The sequence below is a fragment of the Sphingopyxis sp. CR5 genome (genome assembly GCF_059693785.1).
The window spans coordinates 161,995-178,758 of sequence record NZ_JCATIE010000003.1 but is presented as its reverse complement, the minus strand read 5'-3'; the positions used below and the strand labels follow the sequence as shown (position 1 = coordinate 178,758).

Annotated in this window: 17 protein-coding genes and 1 pseudogene; 8 read left to right on the top strand and 10 right to left on the bottom strand. The window is 62.3% G+C overall.

Annotated features, from left to right (window positions below; translation table 11 throughout):
* A complete protein-coding gene (locus tag AC58D2_RS05795) occupies positions 1 to 303 on the bottom strand; it encodes a DUF736 domain-containing protein (RefSeq protein WP_497388206.1) in 303 nt (100 codons plus the stop codon).
* A gap of 363 nt (positions 304 to 666) precedes the next feature.
* On the opposite strand from AC58D2_RS05795, the gene AC58D2_RS05790 reads away from it, so the two are divergent.
* Positions 667 to 939, top strand: coding sequence for an HU family DNA-binding protein (locus tag AC58D2_RS05790; RefSeq protein ID WP_497388204.1), 273 nt, complete (start codon positions 667 to 669; stop codon positions 937 to 939).
* A gap of 7 nt (positions 940 to 946) precedes the next feature.
* A complete protein-coding gene (locus AC58D2_RS05785; protein ID WP_497388202.1) occupies positions 947 to 2,164 on the top strand; it encodes a threonine ammonia-lyase in 1,218 nt (405 codons plus the stop codon).
* Positions 2,165 to 2,271: 107 nt separating this feature from the next.
* Here AC58D2_RS05785 and AC58D2_RS05780 read toward each other — a convergent pair whose 3' ends face one another.
* The 3 genes from AC58D2_RS05780 to AC58D2_RS05770 form a co-directional block, all read right to left on the bottom strand.
* Positions 2,272 to 4,041 (bottom strand): ParB/RepB/Spo0J family partition protein, encoded by a 1,770-nt coding sequence (locus tag AC58D2_RS05780; protein ID WP_497388200.1) that lies wholly within the window; start codon positions 4,039 to 4,041, stop codon positions 2,272 to 2,274.
* A 43-nt stretch (positions 4,042 to 4,084) separates the two neighbouring features.
* A complete protein-coding gene (locus AC58D2_RS05775; RefSeq protein ID WP_497388198.1) occupies positions 4,085 to 4,549 on the bottom strand; it encodes a DUF2958 domain-containing protein in 465 nt (154 codons plus the stop codon).
* A gap of 433 nt (positions 4,550 to 4,982) precedes the next feature.
* Positions 4,983 to 5,285 carry a DUF2285 domain-containing protein gene (locus AC58D2_RS05770; RefSeq protein ID WP_497388196.1) on the bottom strand — a complete coding sequence of 101 codons (303 nt, stop codon included), beginning with the start codon at positions 5,283 to 5,285 and terminating at the stop codon, positions 4,983 to 4,985.
* 110 nt (positions 5,286 to 5,395) lie between these two features.
* Here AC58D2_RS05770 and AC58D2_RS05765 point away from each other — a divergent pair, with 110 nt between their 5' ends.
* Positions 5,396 to 5,596 (top strand): helix-turn-helix domain-containing protein, encoded by a 201-nt coding sequence (locus AC58D2_RS05765; protein WP_497388194.1) that lies wholly within the window; start codon positions 5,396 to 5,398, stop codon positions 5,594 to 5,596.
* Between the two features lie 30 nt (positions 5,597 to 5,626).
* On the opposite strand, the gene AC58D2_RS05760 is transcribed toward AC58D2_RS05765, so the two are convergent.
* The 6 genes and pseudogenes from AC58D2_RS05760 to AC58D2_RS05735 all read right to left on the bottom strand — a co-directional run bounded on the left by AC58D2_RS05760 (position 5,627) and on the right by AC58D2_RS05735 (position 9,583).
* A complete protein-coding gene (locus AC58D2_RS05760) occupies positions 5,627 to 6,406 on the bottom strand; it encodes a hypothetical protein (RefSeq protein WP_497388192.1) in 780 nt (259 codons plus the stop codon).
* Positions 6,407 to 6,473: 67 nt separating this feature from the next.
* On the bottom strand, positions 6,474 to 7,079 hold the full coding sequence (locus AC58D2_RS05755; protein WP_497388190.1) for a DNA -binding domain-containing protein: 606 nt from the start codon (positions 7,077 to 7,079) through the stop codon (positions 6,474 to 6,476).
* 31 nt (positions 7,080 to 7,110) lie between these two features.
* A pseudogene (locus AC58D2_RS05750) lies at positions 7,111 to 7,311 on the bottom strand (transcriptional regulator domain-containing protein); the annotation flags it as partial.
* A complete protein-coding gene (locus AC58D2_RS05745; RefSeq protein WP_497388188.1) occupies positions 7,244 to 8,122 on the bottom strand; it encodes a phytanoyl-CoA dioxygenase family protein in 879 nt (292 codons plus the stop codon). The gene AC58D2_RS05745 and the pseudogene AC58D2_RS05750, both read right to left, overlap by 68 nt.
* The gene (locus AC58D2_RS05740; protein WP_497388186.1) at positions 8,119 to 8,724 is read right to left on the bottom strand and encodes an acyl-homoserine-lactone synthase; all 606 of its coding nucleotides are present in this window, start codon (positions 8,722 to 8,724) and stop codon (positions 8,119 to 8,121) included. The genes AC58D2_RS05745 and AC58D2_RS05740 overlap by 4 nt, the downstream gene beginning before the upstream one ends.
* A 76-nt stretch (positions 8,725 to 8,800) precedes the next feature.
* Positions 8,801 to 9,583, bottom strand: a complete 783-nt coding sequence (locus AC58D2_RS05735) for a LuxR family transcriptional regulator (protein ID WP_497388184.1) — start codon at positions 9,581 to 9,583, stop codon at positions 8,801 to 8,803.
* A 387-nt stretch (positions 9,584 to 9,970) separates the two neighbouring features.
* Here AC58D2_RS05735 and AC58D2_RS05730 point away from each other — a divergent pair, with 387 nt between their 5' ends.
* From AC58D2_RS05730 to AC58D2_RS05710, 5 genes are all read left to right on the top strand, one after another.
* Positions 9,971 to 10,432: an RNA polymerase sigma factor gene (locus tag AC58D2_RS05730; protein ID WP_497388182.1), complete on the top strand. Its 462-nt coding sequence runs from the start codon at positions 9,971 to 9,973 to the stop codon at positions 10,430 to 10,432.
* A complete protein-coding gene (locus tag AC58D2_RS05725; protein WP_497388180.1) occupies positions 10,429 to 11,409 on the top strand; it encodes a FecR family protein in 981 nt (326 codons plus the stop codon). The genes AC58D2_RS05730 and AC58D2_RS05725 overlap by 4 nt, the downstream gene beginning before the upstream one ends.
* Positions 11,410 to 11,523: 114 nt before the next feature.
* A complete protein-coding gene (locus AC58D2_RS05720) occupies positions 11,524 to 11,934 on the top strand; it encodes an ACT-like domain-containing protein (RefSeq protein WP_497388178.1) in 411 nt (136 codons plus the stop codon).
* 115 nt (positions 11,935 to 12,049) lie between these two features.
* A complete protein-coding gene (locus AC58D2_RS05715) occupies positions 12,050 to 14,617 on the top strand; it encodes a TonB-dependent receptor domain-containing protein (RefSeq protein WP_497388176.1) in 2,568 nt (855 codons plus the stop codon).
* Positions 14,617 to 16,680 carry an Atxe2 family lasso peptide isopeptidase gene (locus tag AC58D2_RS05710; protein ID WP_497388174.1) on the top strand — a complete coding sequence of 688 codons (2,064 nt, stop codon included), beginning with the start codon at positions 14,617 to 14,619 and terminating at the stop codon, positions 16,678 to 16,680. Before AC58D2_RS05715 ends, AC58D2_RS05710 begins: the two co-directional genes overlap by 1 nt.
* Positions 16,681 to 16,764 lie beyond the last annotated feature (84 nt).

Sequence of the window (16,764 nt, the reverse complement as noted above, 5' to 3'; positions counted from 1 at the left end):
TCAGCGCGACCAGATGAGCTTGTGCTCGTCCTTGTCGCCCTGCACCAGCGTTGCGTAGATCGGGGCGGGAAGCGAGGGGTCGTCGAGCTTGACGCTCAGATATTCGGTCCCGCTGTCGCGCGCCGCCTTGGTCCAGCAGGCGCCTATCTCGACCGCCTGGGCCATCACCCGGTGGTCCGGGGCCTTGTCGCTGTCGCGCTCGACCGGGCGGATCGTCGCCTTGACGTTGAGCGTCAGGGTCCGGATCGAGCCCGTGAACACGCCCGTCTCCGGGTCGCGGGTGAAGCTTCCAATCTGTGCCATGTTCGTTCTCCTTGGCTGTGCCGAGGCCGCACCGTGCCGCCTCTTGCAGGCGGTCGATGAGGCGACGGCGCGGCGCCTTGCACCCGTAGGGACGCAGCGGAGCGGAGCACGGCAACGCCGTTGCAAGGAAAAGCCGCGCACGGTGCCAGACAGCCGTGCAAGAGAGGTGGTGCGGTGTGGTCGTGCCAGGCGGAGGGCGCGGAAAACATGCGGGGAAGTCGCAGCCGGACGCGGCGGGACGGATCGCGGCGGCACATCCGGTAACGCTGGATTACATCGTCGGGGCGCTCGATTGTCTTATACGCGATAGCGGCACCCGGATACGCACCGGTCGATGTCTGCCGCTCGCAAAAAGGGGGCAGCATGACCAGGCAGGATATCGCGAGGACCATCGCCGAGACGAGCGGCGTCGGTCTCGCCGAAGCGCTCGCGCAAGTCGACGCGGTGCTCGAGGCGATCATGGCGGGAACGCTTCGCGGCGAGGTGGCGCTGGCCGGGTTCGGCAAGTTCAGGACGACGCATCGACCTCAGCGAACCGGACGAAACCCGCGCACCGGCGACCCGCTCGTGATCGCGCCGTCGGTGCGTATCGGCTTTTCGGCGGCGAAGGCGTTCAAGGATCGCGCTCAGCGCTGAACGGACCATGCCGCCGCCACCCACCATCGCGGACGTGCGGGCCGCTGCCGCGCGCATTGCGGGAGCCGTCATGCAGACGCCCTGCATGCCAAGCGAGACGCTCTCGGCGATCACCGGCGCGCAGCTGTTCTTGAAGTTCGAGAACCTGCAATTCACCGCCTCGTTCAAGGAACGCGGCGCGCTCAACAAGCTGCTCCTGACCGATTCGGCGACGCGGACACGCGGTGTCTGCGCGATGTCGGCGGGCAACCACGCGCAAGGGGTCGCCTATCATGCGCGGCGCCTAGGCGTGCCCGCGACCATCGTGATGCCGGTCGGGACCCCGCTGACCAAGATCGCGCGGACGCGCGATCACGGCGCGAAAGTGGTGATCGAAGGCGCCAACCTGTCCGAGGCGCTCACGCTCGCGCAGGGCCTCGCCGAAGCCGAAGGGCTGGTGTTTGTCCACCCCTATGACGATCCGGCGGTGATCGCCGGACAGGGCACAATCGGCCTTGAAGTGCTCGACGCGGTGCCCGAACTCGACGCGATCCTCGTGCCGATCGGCGGCGGCGGACTGATCGCGGGGGTCGCGATCGCTGCGCGGGCGATCAATCCCGAGGTGAAGATCATCGGAGTGCAGAGCCGCACCTATCCGTCGATGGCGCGCGCGCTGGCCGGCGAGAATTCCCCGTGTCCCGATGGCATGACCATCGCCGAGGGGATCGCGGTCAAGACCGCCGGGATGCTCACCCGCGAGATCGTGCGCCGATGCGTCAACGACATCCTCCTAGTCGAGGAAAGCGCGATCGAGGCGGCGGTCGCGCTGCTGCTGTCGGTCGAGAAGACGGTGGTCGAGGGCGCAGGCGCGGCCGGCCTCGCCGCGCTGCTCGCGCATCGCGAGCTGTTCAAGGGCAGACGCGTGGCGACGATCCTCACCGGCGGCAATATCGACCTGCGCGTGCTCGCCTCGGTGGCGATGCGCGAGCTGGTGCGCAGCGGGCGGCTGATGCGGATCGCGGTCGCGGTGCCCGACGCGCCGGGCGGCCTCGCGCGGCTGGCGACGGCGATCGGCGAGGAAGGCGCGAACATCGTCGATGTCGCGCACGAGCGCATGTCGCTCGCGCTGAATGCCAGGGGCACGCGGCTCGAACTGGTGGTCGAGGTCGAGAGCGAGGAGCACGGCGAGGCGCTGCTCGGCGCGCTCAAGCAGCGCGGGCTGAAGGCGACGAGCAGCCCGCTATGATAAGACCGCGCGGGGGCGTAGCCCCGCGCGGCACGAATGATCCGTTCCGGGCGACAAGGCCCGGAGTGGCGCGGGCGGACCCAGTCCTCCCGCCCGCGCCATTTCCGTCAGGCGGCGAGCCGGTTGGTAGCCGGGTCCGGCTCGCCGCCTGGCTCGCAGCGCGCGGCGCGGCGCGCGGCGGCGACGGTCGCGACCCCGCCGCGCGCCGTATAGGCGGCGGGCGGGAAGCGCATCCAGCGCGGCACCCAGCGCTCGACCTTGGCGCGTCCGTTCTCGCCATCGAGATGGTCGCGGGCGATGCGCTTGACGGTCTTGGCGATCTCGCCCGCATTGGCCTTGGCGACCACCTCGCCGCCGATCTCGGCGAGCAGCGCGCCCGCCAGTTCGCGGTCGCGGACCAGTTCGAAGAACACCTCGTCGGCCTCCCACCAGTCGGCCATGTCCACCTCCAACTGCACCCCGAGCGTCTCGACGGCGGCGCTGCCGACGGCGAGCGTCTCGCCCATCGCCACCGCGATCACGTCGAGCACGACCGGGTCGGGAAGGTCGAGCAGCCGGTGGAACAGCTGGCAGAGCGCGTGATCGTCGCCATTGCCGCCGGTGACGGTCGGTTCGTCGTCGGCGAAGCCGAGCACCGCGAGCACCGCACGGCGATGCTCGTCGAACCGCGTCTCGGCGGCACAGGTTTCGACGCTTTCGCGCACCTCCTCCTTGCGGCTCGATTGCGGGTCGGGGCGCACGGTCCACAGCGGCGAGCCGACGATCATGTGCGCGACCATCAGCCGCAAGGCGATGCCCGTGTTCCCGAGCAGCGCGGCGCGCACCGCCGCGTGGCGATGCAGATCGACATAGCCGGTCAGCGGCCCTGACAGTTCGGGGCGGGCCGGTTGCGCGTTCTCGACGCTCTGGCCGCATTCGCGGGCGCGGGCTTCCTTGCGGGTCATATAGCCCTCGTGGACGATCACCTCGCCGGTGCCGCGCACGTCGATATAGACGCGCCCGCCCTTGCGCTTGCCCGCCTTCTCGTACTCCCATGTGTGGAAGTGCTCGGACGGGGGCACGATCACCACATCGCTCCATCCGGCTTCGATCAGGCCCGCGCGGCGCGTCTCGATGGCGGCGTTCTGCGCGGCCCAGAACGCATCGCCGTCGGCGAAATAGCGGTCCTCGCCGAACAGGTCGGCGATGGTCGCCAGCCCGCTCGCTTCGACGTCGAACAGCGCGTGCTCGGCCTTGACCGACTGTCCGCCGAACAGCCACGCCTTCAACTGGTGGCCGGTCGGGACATAGGCGTCGGCGTCGTCCATCAGCGCGAGCCACGCCTTCTGCTGCGCCTTGCTGGCGAGCGTCAGGTGGCGCACGGTCACCGCGTCGATCGCTTCCTTGCGATAGAGGTCGCGGATGCGTGGCAACAGGTTGCCGAGCGCCAGCACGCGGCGGACGGTCAGTTCGGGCAAGCCGAAGGTGACCGCGATGTCGCCCGCGTCGCGCCCTTCCTTGACCAGCCGGACGAAGGCATCCCACTGGCTCACCTCGTCGGCGTCGAGCCGTGCCATGTTCTCGATCATCGAGGCTTCGATGGCGTCGGCGTCGTCGCCCTTGTCGAGGATGGCGCATGGGAGCGATGCGGCCTCGCCGAGCGGCTCGTCCGCCGCGCGCCGTTCCTCGGCGACGATGCGCGCGGCGTGGAAGCGCCGTGCGCCCGCGACGATCTCGAACATGCCGTCCTGGCAGTTGGGCCGGACGATCAGGCTCTGGATGACGCCGCGCTTGCGCACGGTCGGAAGCAAGTCCGAGACATCGGGCGGGCGCTTGGCATAGCGCATGTTCGCCTTGCTAACGGCGAGCCTGTCGAGGGGGAGAAAATCGAGTTTCATGGGTTGCACTCCTTGGCTTGGATGGCGGCGAACGGCCGCCGCGTCAGTCGCCGGGTCCGTTGCCGGGCGGCGAAAGGTCGGGGGACGGGTCACTCGCGGCGGCACGGCGGAGCAGCGTTTCGGCATGGAGGATCGAACCGGCGCGGCGCGCCCATGCGCTCCAGACCGAGAGGCGGAACGGGGTGCGGAAGGCGATGTCGCGCTCGATGGATAGACCGAGCGGCAGGCGGACGCTGGCAATTTCGGTCAGGCTGAACACCCCGAGTTCGGGGCACCCGAAACCGAGGTCGGCGAGTCCGAACAGGGTGTCGCCGTCCTCGTCGAGTTCGGTTGCCAGCCACGTCGCCGCGCCGACAGGCGAGAACAGCTTGACGATGGGGACGGGATCGAAGTCGCTGTCCCGCGCCCGCGCTGCGGCGCTTTCGACGCCGTTGGCGCGCAGCGCCACGCGGAGCGTTTCGGGGAGCAAGGCAGAGAGGTTCGCGCTGCGCTGGCCCGTGTTCGGCATGGCTCGTCTCCACGCCGCCCTTCAAAAAAAACCTGCATGGCCCTCCCGCGAAGGCGGGGGGTGGACGGCGAGAAGCGACCGAGAGGCCCGCATCGAAGCGGTCGCCTGCACCGCATGGGCGTAACGTAAGTGGAGCACCCGGCGGCGCAGCCGACGGGTTGCAGGCGACCGCGGCGGGCCTAGCCGGGAGCGCCGGCCACCCCCGCCGTACGCCGGGAGAGGCCACCCAAAAGCGCCGCCGCGCCGTGACGCCCGTCGCCAGCGATGGCACGGAATGCGCGATCCGCGCGGCGTCCGCAGTCGCTGCGCCAAGCGATCGTCACCGCCAGGACGAGACCCGATACGGGGCTCGGCGGCCCGCGTTCACCGGGCCGTAGAGCGCGGTCGCGCGGCAACGCCGCGCGAGGCGCCGGAAATCAACTTCCGAAAGGAGTCAGTCGGCTTTGTCGGCCGCGGAATTAGGCAACTCGATCAACTGCGGAAAGCCGACCTGCTCGATCCAGTGCGCGCGGGCGAGATGGTCCTGCCAGCAGCGATGCGCCGCGTCGCAATCGCCGAGATCGAGTTCGAGGATACCTTCGGCCGCGAGCATCCAGTCGATTCCCTGCGCCTCTGCGTCGAGCAACAAGGCGTAGGTCATCGCGTGGCGCCGGTCATAGTCGGTGATCGTGGGCGCCGGGTCGAGGCGAAGCAGTACAGCCTCGCGCCGACCCGTCCCTTCCTCATCTATCGCCACCGCCTAGCAACCCCAAGATCCGTCAATCCTAAAATGGGATAATCCGATTCTGGGATCATGGAAAGTGCCAAACCATGGCACGCTCGTTACGATCTCCCCACCATCAAAAGTTGCAGGCGCTGCTCGCCGACGCCCGTGCTCAAGCCGGATTCACCCAGGCCGAGCTCGCCGCCAAGCTCGACCGCCCGCAGAGCTTCATCGCCAAGTGCGAAACCGGCGAACGCCGGGTCGACGTCGTCGAATTCTGCGAGATTGCCGAGGCGCTCGGGATCGATCCCGAGACGCTGTTCGCCCGAATGCTCGCGCGCTGACAGGGCGATCGACAGTCGGTCGCTCGAAGACTATTTGATCGTGTCGGAAATCCACAATCCGATCTGCCACAGCCCGACGCCGATGGTGATCGTCGTCGCGAGAAGGCCTACCGCCTTGGCAGCGCGGCTTTCGAAGATCCGGTCGAGCGCGACCCCGATGCCCCTAGACGCGGTGCGCAACTTTCCGCTGAGCAGCTTGCGGATGACAGCGTAGAGGAAGCCGACCTTGGCCAAGGTCGAGTTGTGCATGCGGATGAACTCGTTGTTCTGAAAGGCCTGCACCTCCTCTTCGCCGCTGAGGAAATGGCGGTGTATCCCGCCGTTCAATTCCATCAGCGATTTGAGCTTGGGATGCGGGGCGTAGCGACCGCCGTAGCGATCGGAGAGCAGGTCGTTGAGATTGAGGCGCCGCTCGACGGGAATGACGGGCGCGTCAGCGCCCCCCAGCACGCGATAGCGGTGCTCGAGATGCTCGAAGCCGTAGGTCAGATTGCGCATGTTCCAGTGAATCCAGAACTTGTCGCGCCGGTCCCGAACAAAGGCATAGAAATCGCGCAGCAGCTTGAGCTCGACCTCGTCGAACCTGTCGCGCCCATCGTCGCGGGGAATATGGAGTTCCTCGGCGATCGAATGGGTTGAGAAACTGACCGTCTGCTCGGTTGCGTAATGCGTGATCGCGATCGAGGTGATGCGCGGCGACAGCGCCTCATTGTCGTCGTAGAGGCTCTGGCACGAATAATGGATGATGTAGAAGTTTTCGGGGTTTTCCCGAATTTCCTTGATGAATTCCCGGCTGTTGTTGATGCCCACACCTATCCTCCCCGGTTTGGAGCACGGCAACGTCCATCATTACGGCAGCCGGTCAAGCGTCATCTCATCAAACATTGCGATGAAGAATGCCGAGCGGTCCCGCCTCGGCCAGCCGCCGTGCGCGTAACACGAGGCGCCGGACGCGTGATCGCAGATGGTCGCTCGCGCCATGCCAGCCTCCGTCGGGCGATGCCGAAACGATCAGGGCAATCTCACGCTGGGTCGCGCCCGTGCGCAAAGCGTCGAAGGCCCGCAGGGCTTCGACGAGACGGGGGAGTCGCGGATCGGTGCGCGGCGTCCGCCGACCGGGATCGCGGACACGCAGAGCCGAGAGCAGACACTGCAGCGCGGCGAGCTGGATGGGAGCAGTGCGGTCGGCGGCGAGCTGGATCTTTAGGCGCACGGGGGCGTCGGCGATGGAGGTTCCGCGCAGATCGAGGCGTAGGATCATGCCAGGCTGACGCCAGGCGAGATGTTCGATACCGTCGCGGTTACGAAGCAGCAAGGCGCCCCCACCCAACTCGGCCAGTTCAAGCGCCGGCTCCCCATCGACCGCCGGCGACGCGACGGCGGCCAGCACCGCCGGGTCGTGGGCAGCCGACCAGAACGGCCACGCGATGCGGAAATCGCGCGCCGGATCTTCGGCGAAAGTGCAGCCCCCACCGCGCCGCAAAGACGCTGTCGGCGGCAAGCGGCCCCGCGCCGCTCTGCCTCTGGGCCGCAACGGCTACGCCGTAGGCGGGTTCGCGGCGCAGCAGCTCCCAGGCGAGCGCGGCCCGTCCGGCAGCAGCGAGGCCGTCATAGTCGGCCGCGCACCACCAGCGTGCGTGCACCGCATCAGTCCTGCCGCGCACCGTCGGCGACCCAGCCGGCGAGCGCCTCGGTCTGATCGGGACGCAGCGCATCGATCGCCGCCAAGGGCTCGTCGCAATCGCCACCGAGCAGTACCGATGGGCATTGGCCTTCGACATTGCCGAGATTGGGACGGTGCTGTGCATAGCCGACCAGCGCCGCGAGATCGGTATCAAAGGCGCGCGCGACTGGCGGCGGATAGACGAGCCACTGCAGCTCGAACGGCTTGAGCCAGCCGAGGCAATAGCTGACGATCACGCCGCGCCGGGCGAAAGCCGTGCGGTTCGCTCCGCCGCCGTGAAGCGTCGATCCCAGGAACAGCAGCGCGTCACCCGGCTGCAACTCGGGAACCACCGCTTCCGCCTCGTCGCGAAGATCATGGGGATTGCCGACATGGCTTCCCGGCCAGAGTCGTGTCGCGCCGTTGGCGCGCTCGAAGGGCAGGAGCGGCCACATGACGTTGATCAGATATTCCATGCCTCCCTTGGGTCCGCCCCACATATCCTGATCGCGGTGCGGGAACTGCGCGGGTGCGCCGGGGTGGATTTCGACGCCTTGCGTGAGATTGAGGGCGACGCGGTCGCACCAGGGCATGAGGAAGCGCTCGGCGAGCGACAGGATGCCGGGATGCGCGACCAGCTCGGCCGCAAGCGACGAGCGCCGCAGCAGCGCGCCGAAGCGCTTGGTGCGCGCGCCGTAGAAAACGCCCCGGCAATAGGGTGTCGCCGCGAAGACCGGGTCGAGATCGCGGGCGAGCGCCGCGATGCGCTCGGGCGCGAGCGCACTTGGGAACACGCAATAGCCCGTCGTCTCGAGGGTATCGCCCAGCGTATCGAGCGAGGCGGGTGGCCGAGGCGCGGTCATGCCGCGACCTCGACACGATCGTGCAGGGGCGCCGCAATCCCGGTCCAGCCGAGCCTGCGGCACGTATCGCTTGCGATATGGAGCGCAAACGCCCCCAACGAAGCGCCGTCGCGGCAAACGGCCGGACCCAGCGGCTCGGCTAGCCATCCCATCGCGAGGACCTCCTTGCGGAAACCCGCTTCGACGACGCCGGTCAGACGGTCGATGCCATGCGCCTGGGCATAGTCGACCATCGCGACGATGAGCGCGTTGCGGACCGCGAGGCGCTTCGCCGCACCGAGCCGCGAGGGCAGGCAGAGCCGGGTGATCTCATATGTGTCGGCGCCGATCGGCACGCCGAGCGGACAAAGGTCGGCGAAAAGCGTGTCGAGCAGGTGAGGACGCGTGGTCGGAAGCAGGCGCATCGATCCGATATGCACGCCGCCTTCCGCGGCGATCAGGTAGACGGCGTCCACGCCGTCGAAGGCATCGATCTCGAAACGGCCGTCGACGACCGGGACCTGCCAGCGGAGGAGATCGACGAAGAGTCGCTTCCTGTCCGCGAACATGCTCTCGACAAGCGGACGCTGCGATGGCTGCGGGCCAGCGATGATGTGGATCATGGGTGCTCCCCTTGGCTATTGCGGTCGCACCAAGGGGAGCAGAGGGCGGCGCGGCGATCGATACGGCTGGTTAGCCCTATTGCCGCGGCATCAGCTCGATCAGGTTGATCTCGCCGGCGAGGAGCGCGCAGATGAGGAGCTGGGCGCGAGTGGCGACATCGAAGCGCAGGCGGGCATCGTCGAGATAATGTTTGACGGTCTTACCGCTGAGGCCAAGCAGCTGGCCGATTGCCCAGTCGGATTTGCCCTGTCCGACGAGAAGCAGGCATTCGCGCTGGCGCGGAGTCAACCGGGGTCCGCCGGGCAGCACGAACTGTCCTCCGCGCGCTATGCGCCGCGCGGCTTCGAACGCGAAACTGCCGACCCATTGCGCGAGCATCATCGCTCGGACGGGGTCGGTGCCTGGCCGCGGACAGCCGAACGAGCACGAGCCGGTCGGTTCGCCGGGAATGCAGCAGGGAACGGTGATGCCCGCATGAAGGCCCGCACGGGCGGCGCGTTCGAGCGTCGCCGAATGGGCCGCGTCGAGCGCGATCCATTGGGCGATGTCGCGCCACCAGAAGGGCGTGGACGTCCGCAGGCAGGCGTGGACGGCCGGATCGACGCGATAGAGGCGTTCGTGAATGAAGGCTTCGGCCCAGCCATCGGGATAGTTGTTGAGATTGATGAGGCCTGGACGCGAGACGCGCAGATCCTCGTGATGGATCGCGGCGAAGCGCCGAAATCCAATCTCGCGCGTCACATCTTCCATCAGCGCGGTCAGCTCCGCTTCGCTCGCGGCCTTGCGCGCGAGCGGGAGAAACTGGCTGCCGATGGCAAGTACATGGTCCGCATGACCAGCGGACGATGAACCCAACATCGCGACAGACCTCCGGCCGGCGTCGGCCGGCGACCAGGCCCCCTCCAATTAACGCGGCTCCGGCCGCTGATCGTCAGGACAAGTGAAGCGGCAAACGATGTAATCCAGCGAACACAAGCACTTCGGCTTCGGAGATAAACAACGCCGCGATTCCGGCTCTAATCGGGCGCGAAGATTTTTTCCCGCCCGTAATCGTCACTTTGGGATTACATTGGATCGGTGTTCGCTTGTCTTGGACCCGTGACACGCATGGATGCAAAGGAGAACCCGGCCGGATAGATGGTCGACGATGAAGCTCTCGATGAGTGGTTCTGCCGAGAGGTGCTCCCTCTCGAAGGGCCCCTTACGCGCTTCATCCGCCGGAACTGGAGGGTTGCAGACGACGTGATGGATCTCAGGCACGATGTCTATGAACTGGCGTTCGCCGGAGCCCGCAAGGAGCTGCCGATGAACACGCAGCAATATCTGTTCACGATCGCGCGCAACCATCTGATCAACTCGGCCAAGCGCGCGCGCATCGTCAGCTTCGAGCATGTCGCCGACCTCGAGACGGTCGACCGCGAGGTCGATCTGTTCGAGGCCGAGCGTCACCTGACGGCGCGCGACACCCTGCGCCGTGCCCTCGCCGGCCTCGAGAAGCTGTCGCCTCGGGTGCGCGAGATCGTCGAGCTCCGGAAGATCGAGGGCCTAACACCGCAAGAGACCGCCGACCGGCTCGGGATCGGCAAGGACGCGGTGAACGGCCAGCTGGTGATGGGAATGAAAGCGCTCGCGAGCCACATGCTCGGCGGACCGGGACGGATCGTGCGGCCCCGCTACGGCGCGCGCGGGCGCGGAGAGAAGTCATGAGCCGGGCCGAACTGGCTGCCGACCGCGCGGCGCGCTGGGTGCTGGCGCAGGAAGACGAAAGCTGGAGCGAGACCGACCAAGCCGAGTTCGAAAACTGGCTCGCCGAATCCGACGGGAACCGCACCGCCTATCTGCGGCTGCGCCACAGCTGGCGCGAAGCCGATCGCATTTCGGCGCTGAGCCGCAGCCATCCCGAACCGGTCGAGCGCGGCGAATATCGTCCGCCCTCGCGCTGGTACGTGCCTGCCGGCCTGGCCGCCTCGATCGCGCTCGCGCTCGGCGGCACCTATCTGTACCGGCCCGAGATGCTGCAGCCGGCGGCCGAACAGGTCGTGGGTGACAGCTTTGCAACGCGGGTCGGCAGCCGCAAGATCATTTCGTTCTCCGACGGGAGCAAGGTCGAGCTCAACACGGCGTCCAAGGTTCGCACCGCGGTGCTGCCCAAGAGCCGGGAAGTCTGGCTCGACCAGGGCGAGGCGTTCTTCGAGGTCGCGCACAAGGACGGGCAGCCGTTCATCGTCCATGCCGGCAACCGTCAGATCACCGTCCTCGGCACCAAGTTCTCGGTGCGCCGCGACGGCGACAAGGTGACGGTATCGGTGCTCGAGGGCCGCGTGCGGGTCGACGAGATCGCACAAGGCCAGGCGGTTCGGTCGTCGGTCATCGTCGGCGGCGACATCGCCATCGCGCGCGGTCCCGCGACGCTGGTCGCGTCGCGTTCGGAGCAGAAAGTCGAGGACGCTCTTGCGTGGCGGCAAGGTATGCTCAGCTTCGACCAATCGAACCTCGGCGAGATCGCCGCCGAGTTCAACCGCTACAATGCGAAGAAGCTCGTCATCGCCGATCCATCGGCCGCCAGCTTGCGGATCGGCGGCATGTTCCCCTCGAACGATCCCGACGCGTTCGTGCGACTCTTGCGTGACGCTTACGGTCTCAAGATCGAAGAGACGCCGACCGAGGTCAGGATCAGCAACTGATGGCGCGCCACTTCAACCATCATCGGCGACTTAGCATCGGCGGCGCTGCGCCGGTGCTCGCCTGCTGCCGTCCAACGCGAATTAGCACCGCCCGGATCAACTGATCCGGTTCGCATGACCTTGCGCGCCTCAAACAGGGCTGCGCGCTCCGATCTCGTGGTGCTTCTCATGACATATTCGCATTCGCAGCGGCCCAGCCGCGCTATCTCCGATTCACCCTCGCCGTGCGCTAAGGTGGCGCGCGAGGACATCCTGTATCTGGAAGGCGAAGCGGAGCTTTGTCCGCAGGTCTTCTGTCGCGTGCTCGACCGGCTGGCCCTGCTCGGCTTGATCCCCCTGTCGATCGACTATCGACGCGGCAAGGACGGGTTGTGGTTTTCGATTCAGATCGATGGGCTGACCGCCGAACGGATGGAGACCACGGCGTACAAGCTCGAAGCCCTCCCCATGGTTCGATCAATCACGTTCGGCCAAGGGTGTCCTGACGCCTCCGAATCCGCCACAAACCGCAAAGTGACTTTTTGATTACATCGATTGGCGGTTCGACTGTCTCAACCCTGAAAGGTCGCATTGTGCGGCCAAAACACAGGGGGTTTGAATGCGGACATATGGAATGGGGGCGCTCGCGGCGAGCGTGTGCATGGTAGCGCTGGCTGTACCGGCGCAGGCGCAAGCACAGGAGCAGGCGTACAACATTCCAGCAGGCAGTCTGCGGTCGGCACTCGATGCGTTCGGCCACCAGTCGGGCAAGCCGATCATCTATAAGGTGGATGAGATTCGCGGACTACGCTCGCGCGGCTTTCAGGGAACGGCAACACCGCCGGCGGCGCTTGATGCAATTCTGGCGGGAACGATGTTTACGGCGCGTATCGACGGATCTGGCGCGATCGCGATCGTAAAGGTGGGAAACGGCGCCACCAAAGATGAGTCTTTGCTGTCGGTAGGAGACGGTGAAACAAGTCGAAGTGAAAATTCCGAAATCGTGGTGACGGGCTCACGGATACGCGGAAGTGAACCAACTTCACCGGTGAGGACCACTACCCGCGACGATATCGAAAAGCTAGGTATCAATGACCTTGGTACATTCGCCCGTAGTATCGTCCAAAACTATTCAGGCGGCCAAAACCCCAGTATTCCTGGGGGCGGACAGGGCATTTCTGAAAACGTTAGCTCATCGTCAACTCTCAACCTTCGGGGGCTCGGCCCAGACGCTACATTGACACTTTTTAATGGCCATCGTGTCGCATACGACGCGATGAGCCAAGGCGTCGACATATCCGCAATTCCACTTGCCGCCATTGACCGTGTGGAAGTTATTACAGACGGGTCATCTGCCCTTTATGGATCAGACGCAGTCGGCGGCGTTGCGAACGTTTTATTTCGTAAAGATTACGAAGGCGCGACGATCTCGGCAAGGATCGGAGGATCAACTGACGGCGGAGACTTCGAACAACAATACGACATTGTCACAGGTAAGCGTTGGGCCGATGGCGGCTTCATGATCGCTTATGATTTTCGCGACGTCACGCCGATCACTGCCCGTCAGCGATCATATGCCCAAAGCAACGACCCAACTGATACATTGCAGACTGGAGAGAAGCAACACAGCGGTGTTGTCGCAGGACACCAAAACATAACAGATCAGCTCTCATTTGAATTCGACGGTCAACTTAACAATAGGACCAGTCGACTATGTGTAAATTATACTGTAACAGACGGATGCCTCGGAACAGGCGCGGATATACAAATCGAAACACGGTCCTGGACGGCCTCACCAAGCATAAAGCTCGCTGTTGCGCAGGCGTGGGACCTAAGGCTCGCATCAATTTTTGGCGAGAGCAGAGCTGAGCAACTCGCAGCAGTCGCTCTAGGCGGATTTCCCTACCTTACGCGACGAGGGACTTTCACAAATCGTGTGCAATCCTTGGAAGTCAACGCCGAGGGACCATTGTTTAGATTACCTGGAGGTAGCGCGCACCTAGCCATCGGCGCCGGCCAGCGAAAATCTAAATTCATTCTTGATATTGCGGACATTGAGGGCGACCGCGCCATCCCTGTGCAGAATTTAAGTATCGATAGATCTACGAATTATGTTTACGGTGAGATATTTCTTCCTTTAGTATCACAACTTAATAATGTTCCTTTAATAAATCGCCTAAATTTTACGGCAGCTGTCCGTTACGAAGATATCAGCCATGTTGGCAGCATAGCCACACCCAAACTGGGATTCGTATACGCTCCTACGAGAGAAATTGCTCTTAAATTCAGTTGGGGAAAGTCCTTTAAGGCGCCAACTCAATATCAATCGGTCCGACCTCGGAGCGGCTACTCTCAGGTCGGCGCCACAGCTTTCTTTCCTCCGAGTCCAGTCGAAGGGACTGTGCTTTATGTGTCAGGCGGAAATGCTGACCTTAAACCGGAGCGTGCGACAAACTGGACGGTCACTACCACCCTGACCCCCTCAATGATCGAGGGGATGAAAATTAATGCAAGTTATTTTCGCATTGATTATCGAGATCGAGTAGTGTCCCCAATACCACAAAATTTACTGGCATTTTCCCCAATTTACAGTGCGTACGTCAATTTAAATCCGAGCAGCGAAGATGTTCTGGCAACACTCGAGGGTATAACCACACTTTATGATCAAGGTGGTGGCGATCCGTCGCCGGCGAACGTGATCGCAATTGTCACTAACTATCTGCAAAATGCTGCAATTCAAAAGGTAGAAGGCGTCGATTTTAGCATTGATTATAAGTTTAAAATCGGATCTAGCAATCACATCGATTTACATGGATCGGCAAGCTATCTGGATAGTGAGCAGCAACTAAGTTCCAGTCAGCCAATAGTCCAAATTGCCGGCATTCTTTATAGGCCACCTCATTGGCGTGCCTCTTCATCCGTGCAGTGGAATAATGAGAACCTCTCGTTAACTAGTGTTTTCTCCTACATTGGCGGTACGCTTGATAATCGACTGACACCGTATGAAAAAGTTGGTGGATTTAAATCAGTCGACTTAGTTGCTCGGTACGAGATTGCCAATGATCATGGACTTTTTTCGAACATGACGTTCTTAGTGTCCGCTTTAAATATTTTTAATGAGAAGCCAGCTTATATTCGCACCACCAGTAGCGGAGGTTACCATTATGACGCGGGTAACTATCCCATCACTGGGCGCTTTTTAAGCATAGCGATTAGCAAGAGCTTCTGATGCAACGACCCTCGTCAAAGCTATCAGCATTTTTTTCGCTCACTACAATCGCTTGGAGCGTTGCTGCCGCTGGCTCAACTATTGCCTCGCCCAACACGAAAATTCCACTTTCTGCCAGCGATCTGGTCCGTCTCTCCGAGATAGGGCCATCCTATCCAGGTCCCGGAGAACATATTTTTGCGCTGTCCCCCGATCAAAAGATGGCTGTTGTGCAGGTCAGGACTCCAGACCCTTCCTCAAACCGATATCTAATTCGTTTAGATGTAATCGATCTCTCGGGGAGCGGCCACTCAAGGACAATTGACGAGGGTGGAGACATAAGGCTCCAGTATGTTAGTGGCATCGGCGGTGTGACAGTAAGCACCGGATACGTAGCGGCCACACCTCTCGCATGGTCAAGTGATGGGAGATTTGTCTATTTTTTAAAACGATCGGTGAATACGACGCAGGTGTGGCGTGCGGCTACGAACGGAGCGGGTAGCGAACCCATAACGCATGAGAAGGGAGAAGTGCAAGATTTCCTCCTTCTGGATGACGATCGCCGTCTGGTTTATTCTTCGCGTCAACGAGACCCCGGTTTGGAAGCCGCCGTCAGTGCAGAGGCCCTACGAGGATTTCGCTTTGACTCGCGCTTTGTCCCGCTATTCGACAACAGGCCGCAGGGTTCGGTTAGCACGCTCGTTACGAAGACAATAAATCTTTCGACCGGCCAATTCCGCACCGCAACTGTCGACGAAGAAAGCGATCTGCTTCGGCATGACAAGCTAAGAACCACCGGTCCTGTAGCGACATCCAACTCGGGCGAAACGGCATTTATCTCTACGTCGGAAGACCAGAAGGATCCAAACAGTGGCAGGATTTCCGTAAGGCAGGTTAACGACAAGGTGCAAATTTGCGCTTCGGCAGATTGCGTCGGAGCCTTAGCCGTTTGGTGGACGGCCGATGGCGATCGTGTGCGATACATTCGTCGGGATGGGTGGGCTGACAGCGAGATGGCAATTTTCGAATGGCAGCCAGGCAGATCGGCGCCAAAACGCCTTTATATCACGCAAGACTTGCTGATCGATTGCCAGGCACTGGGCCAAGGGATAGCATGCGCCCGGGAGCGATCCGCAGATCCCCGCCAAATTGTTCTATTGAATCCAGATAGCGGCCGCGTCAAGGTAGTATTTGATCCAAACCAGGGATTTAATCGCTTTTCGACTGGAAAGATTGAGCGGCTTAATTGGCGTAATGAATTTGGGATCGAGACTTTCGGTGACCTTATATACCCTATCGGATATATAAAAGGCCGGGCCTATCCACTAATTGTTGTTCAATATTTGTCTCGCGGTTTTTTGAAGGGGGGGGTCGGAGATGAATTCCCGATTCAATTATTTGCGACTAATGGCTACGCGGTCCTGAGCATTCAACGTCCAAATGTGGGATCATTGAAAATAAAAAGGGACGATGCCCAAACAATTGTCGACCATTCCTATGAAAAGCTAAAAGATCGTCAGAGTGTTCTTTCATCAATTGAGATTGGCGTAAATTCACTGATAGCCCGTGGGATCATAGATGCACGTCATATAGGGATTACTGGATTAAGCGACGGATCATCGACTGTTCAATTTGCCCTCGTGAACAGTTCGATGTTTAGCGCCGCGTCAGCAAGCGGATGCTGTTGGGACCTTTTTCAGGATGCGATTGTCGGTCCATCAGCAGCAGATGCATATCACGATAGTGGCTGGCCAACGCTGCTCAACTATGATTCTACTTTCTGGCGCCATATCTCACTCGTTAAAAACGCAAGGCGGGTTTCTACACCATTATTAATTCAGCAAGCTGACGACGAATTCCGTGCCGCTATGGCGAGTTACACTGCGCTACAACAAGCTGGTAAAGCTGTGGATTTGTTTGTATTTCCAGGTGAGCATCATGTAAAATGGCAACCTGCACACCGTTTGGCAGTGTATGAACGCAACTTGAGATGGTTTAATTTTTGGCTCAAGGGGAAGTTTCCAAGTGACCCTGATGGGCAGAAGGAAGCCGCACATTGGCTTGAAATGATGAAAAAGCAGTAAATCAAGCGCTCGCCGTTGTGGCGACCGGGGATCACCGTGATCGTGCTCTGCTCGCGCAAGGCCGGCGTGATGCGATTAAGTTCG

Bases quoted from the DNA above. Each gene is read 5' to 3' on its own strand.
- AC58D2_RS05795 (WP_497388206.1), bottom strand. From the start codon at position 303: ATGGCACAGATTGGAAGCTTCACCCGCGACCCGGAGACGGGCGTGTTC.
- AC58D2_RS05790 (WP_497388204.1), top strand. From the start codon at position 667: ATGACCAGGCAGGATATCGCGAGGACCATCGCCGAGACGAGCGGCGTC.
- AC58D2_RS05785 (WP_497388202.1), top strand. From the start codon at position 947: ATGCCGCCGCCACCCACCATCGCGGACGTGCGGGCCGCTGCCGCGCGC.
- AC58D2_RS05780 (WP_497388200.1), bottom strand. From the start codon at position 4,041: ATGAAACTCGATTTTCTCCCCCTCGACAGGCTCGCCGTTAGCAAGGCG.
- AC58D2_RS05775 (WP_497388198.1), bottom strand. From the start codon at position 4,549: ATGCCGAACACGGGCCAGCGCAGCGCGAACCTCTCTGCCTTGCTCCCC.
- AC58D2_RS05745 (WP_497388188.1), bottom strand. From the start codon at position 8,122: ATGACCGCGCCTCGGCCACCCGCCTCGCTCGATACGCTGGGCGATACC.
- AC58D2_RS05740 (WP_497388186.1), bottom strand. From the start codon at position 8,724: ATGATCCACATCATCGCTGGCCCGCAGCCATCGCAGCGTCCGCTTGTC.
- AC58D2_RS05735 (WP_497388184.1), bottom strand. From the start codon at position 9,583: ATGTTGGGTTCATCGTCCGCTGGTCATGCGGACCATGTACTTGCCATC.
- AC58D2_RS05730 (WP_497388182.1), top strand. From the start codon at position 9,971: ATGGATCTCAGGCACGATGTCTATGAACTGGCGTTCGCCGGAGCCCGC.
- AC58D2_RS05725 (WP_497388180.1), top strand. From the start codon at position 10,429: ATGAGCCGGGCCGAACTGGCTGCCGACCGCGCGGCGCGCTGGGTGCTG.
- AC58D2_RS05720 (WP_497388178.1), top strand. From the start codon at position 11,524: ATGACCTTGCGCGCCTCAAACAGGGCTGCGCGCTCCGATCTCGTGGTG.
- AC58D2_RS05715 (WP_497388176.1), top strand. From the start codon at position 12,050: ATGGTAGCGCTGGCTGTACCGGCGCAGGCGCAAGCACAGGAGCAGGCG.
- AC58D2_RS05710 (WP_497388174.1), top strand. From the start codon at position 14,617: ATGCAACGACCCTCGTCAAAGCTATCAGCATTTTTTTCGCTCACTACA.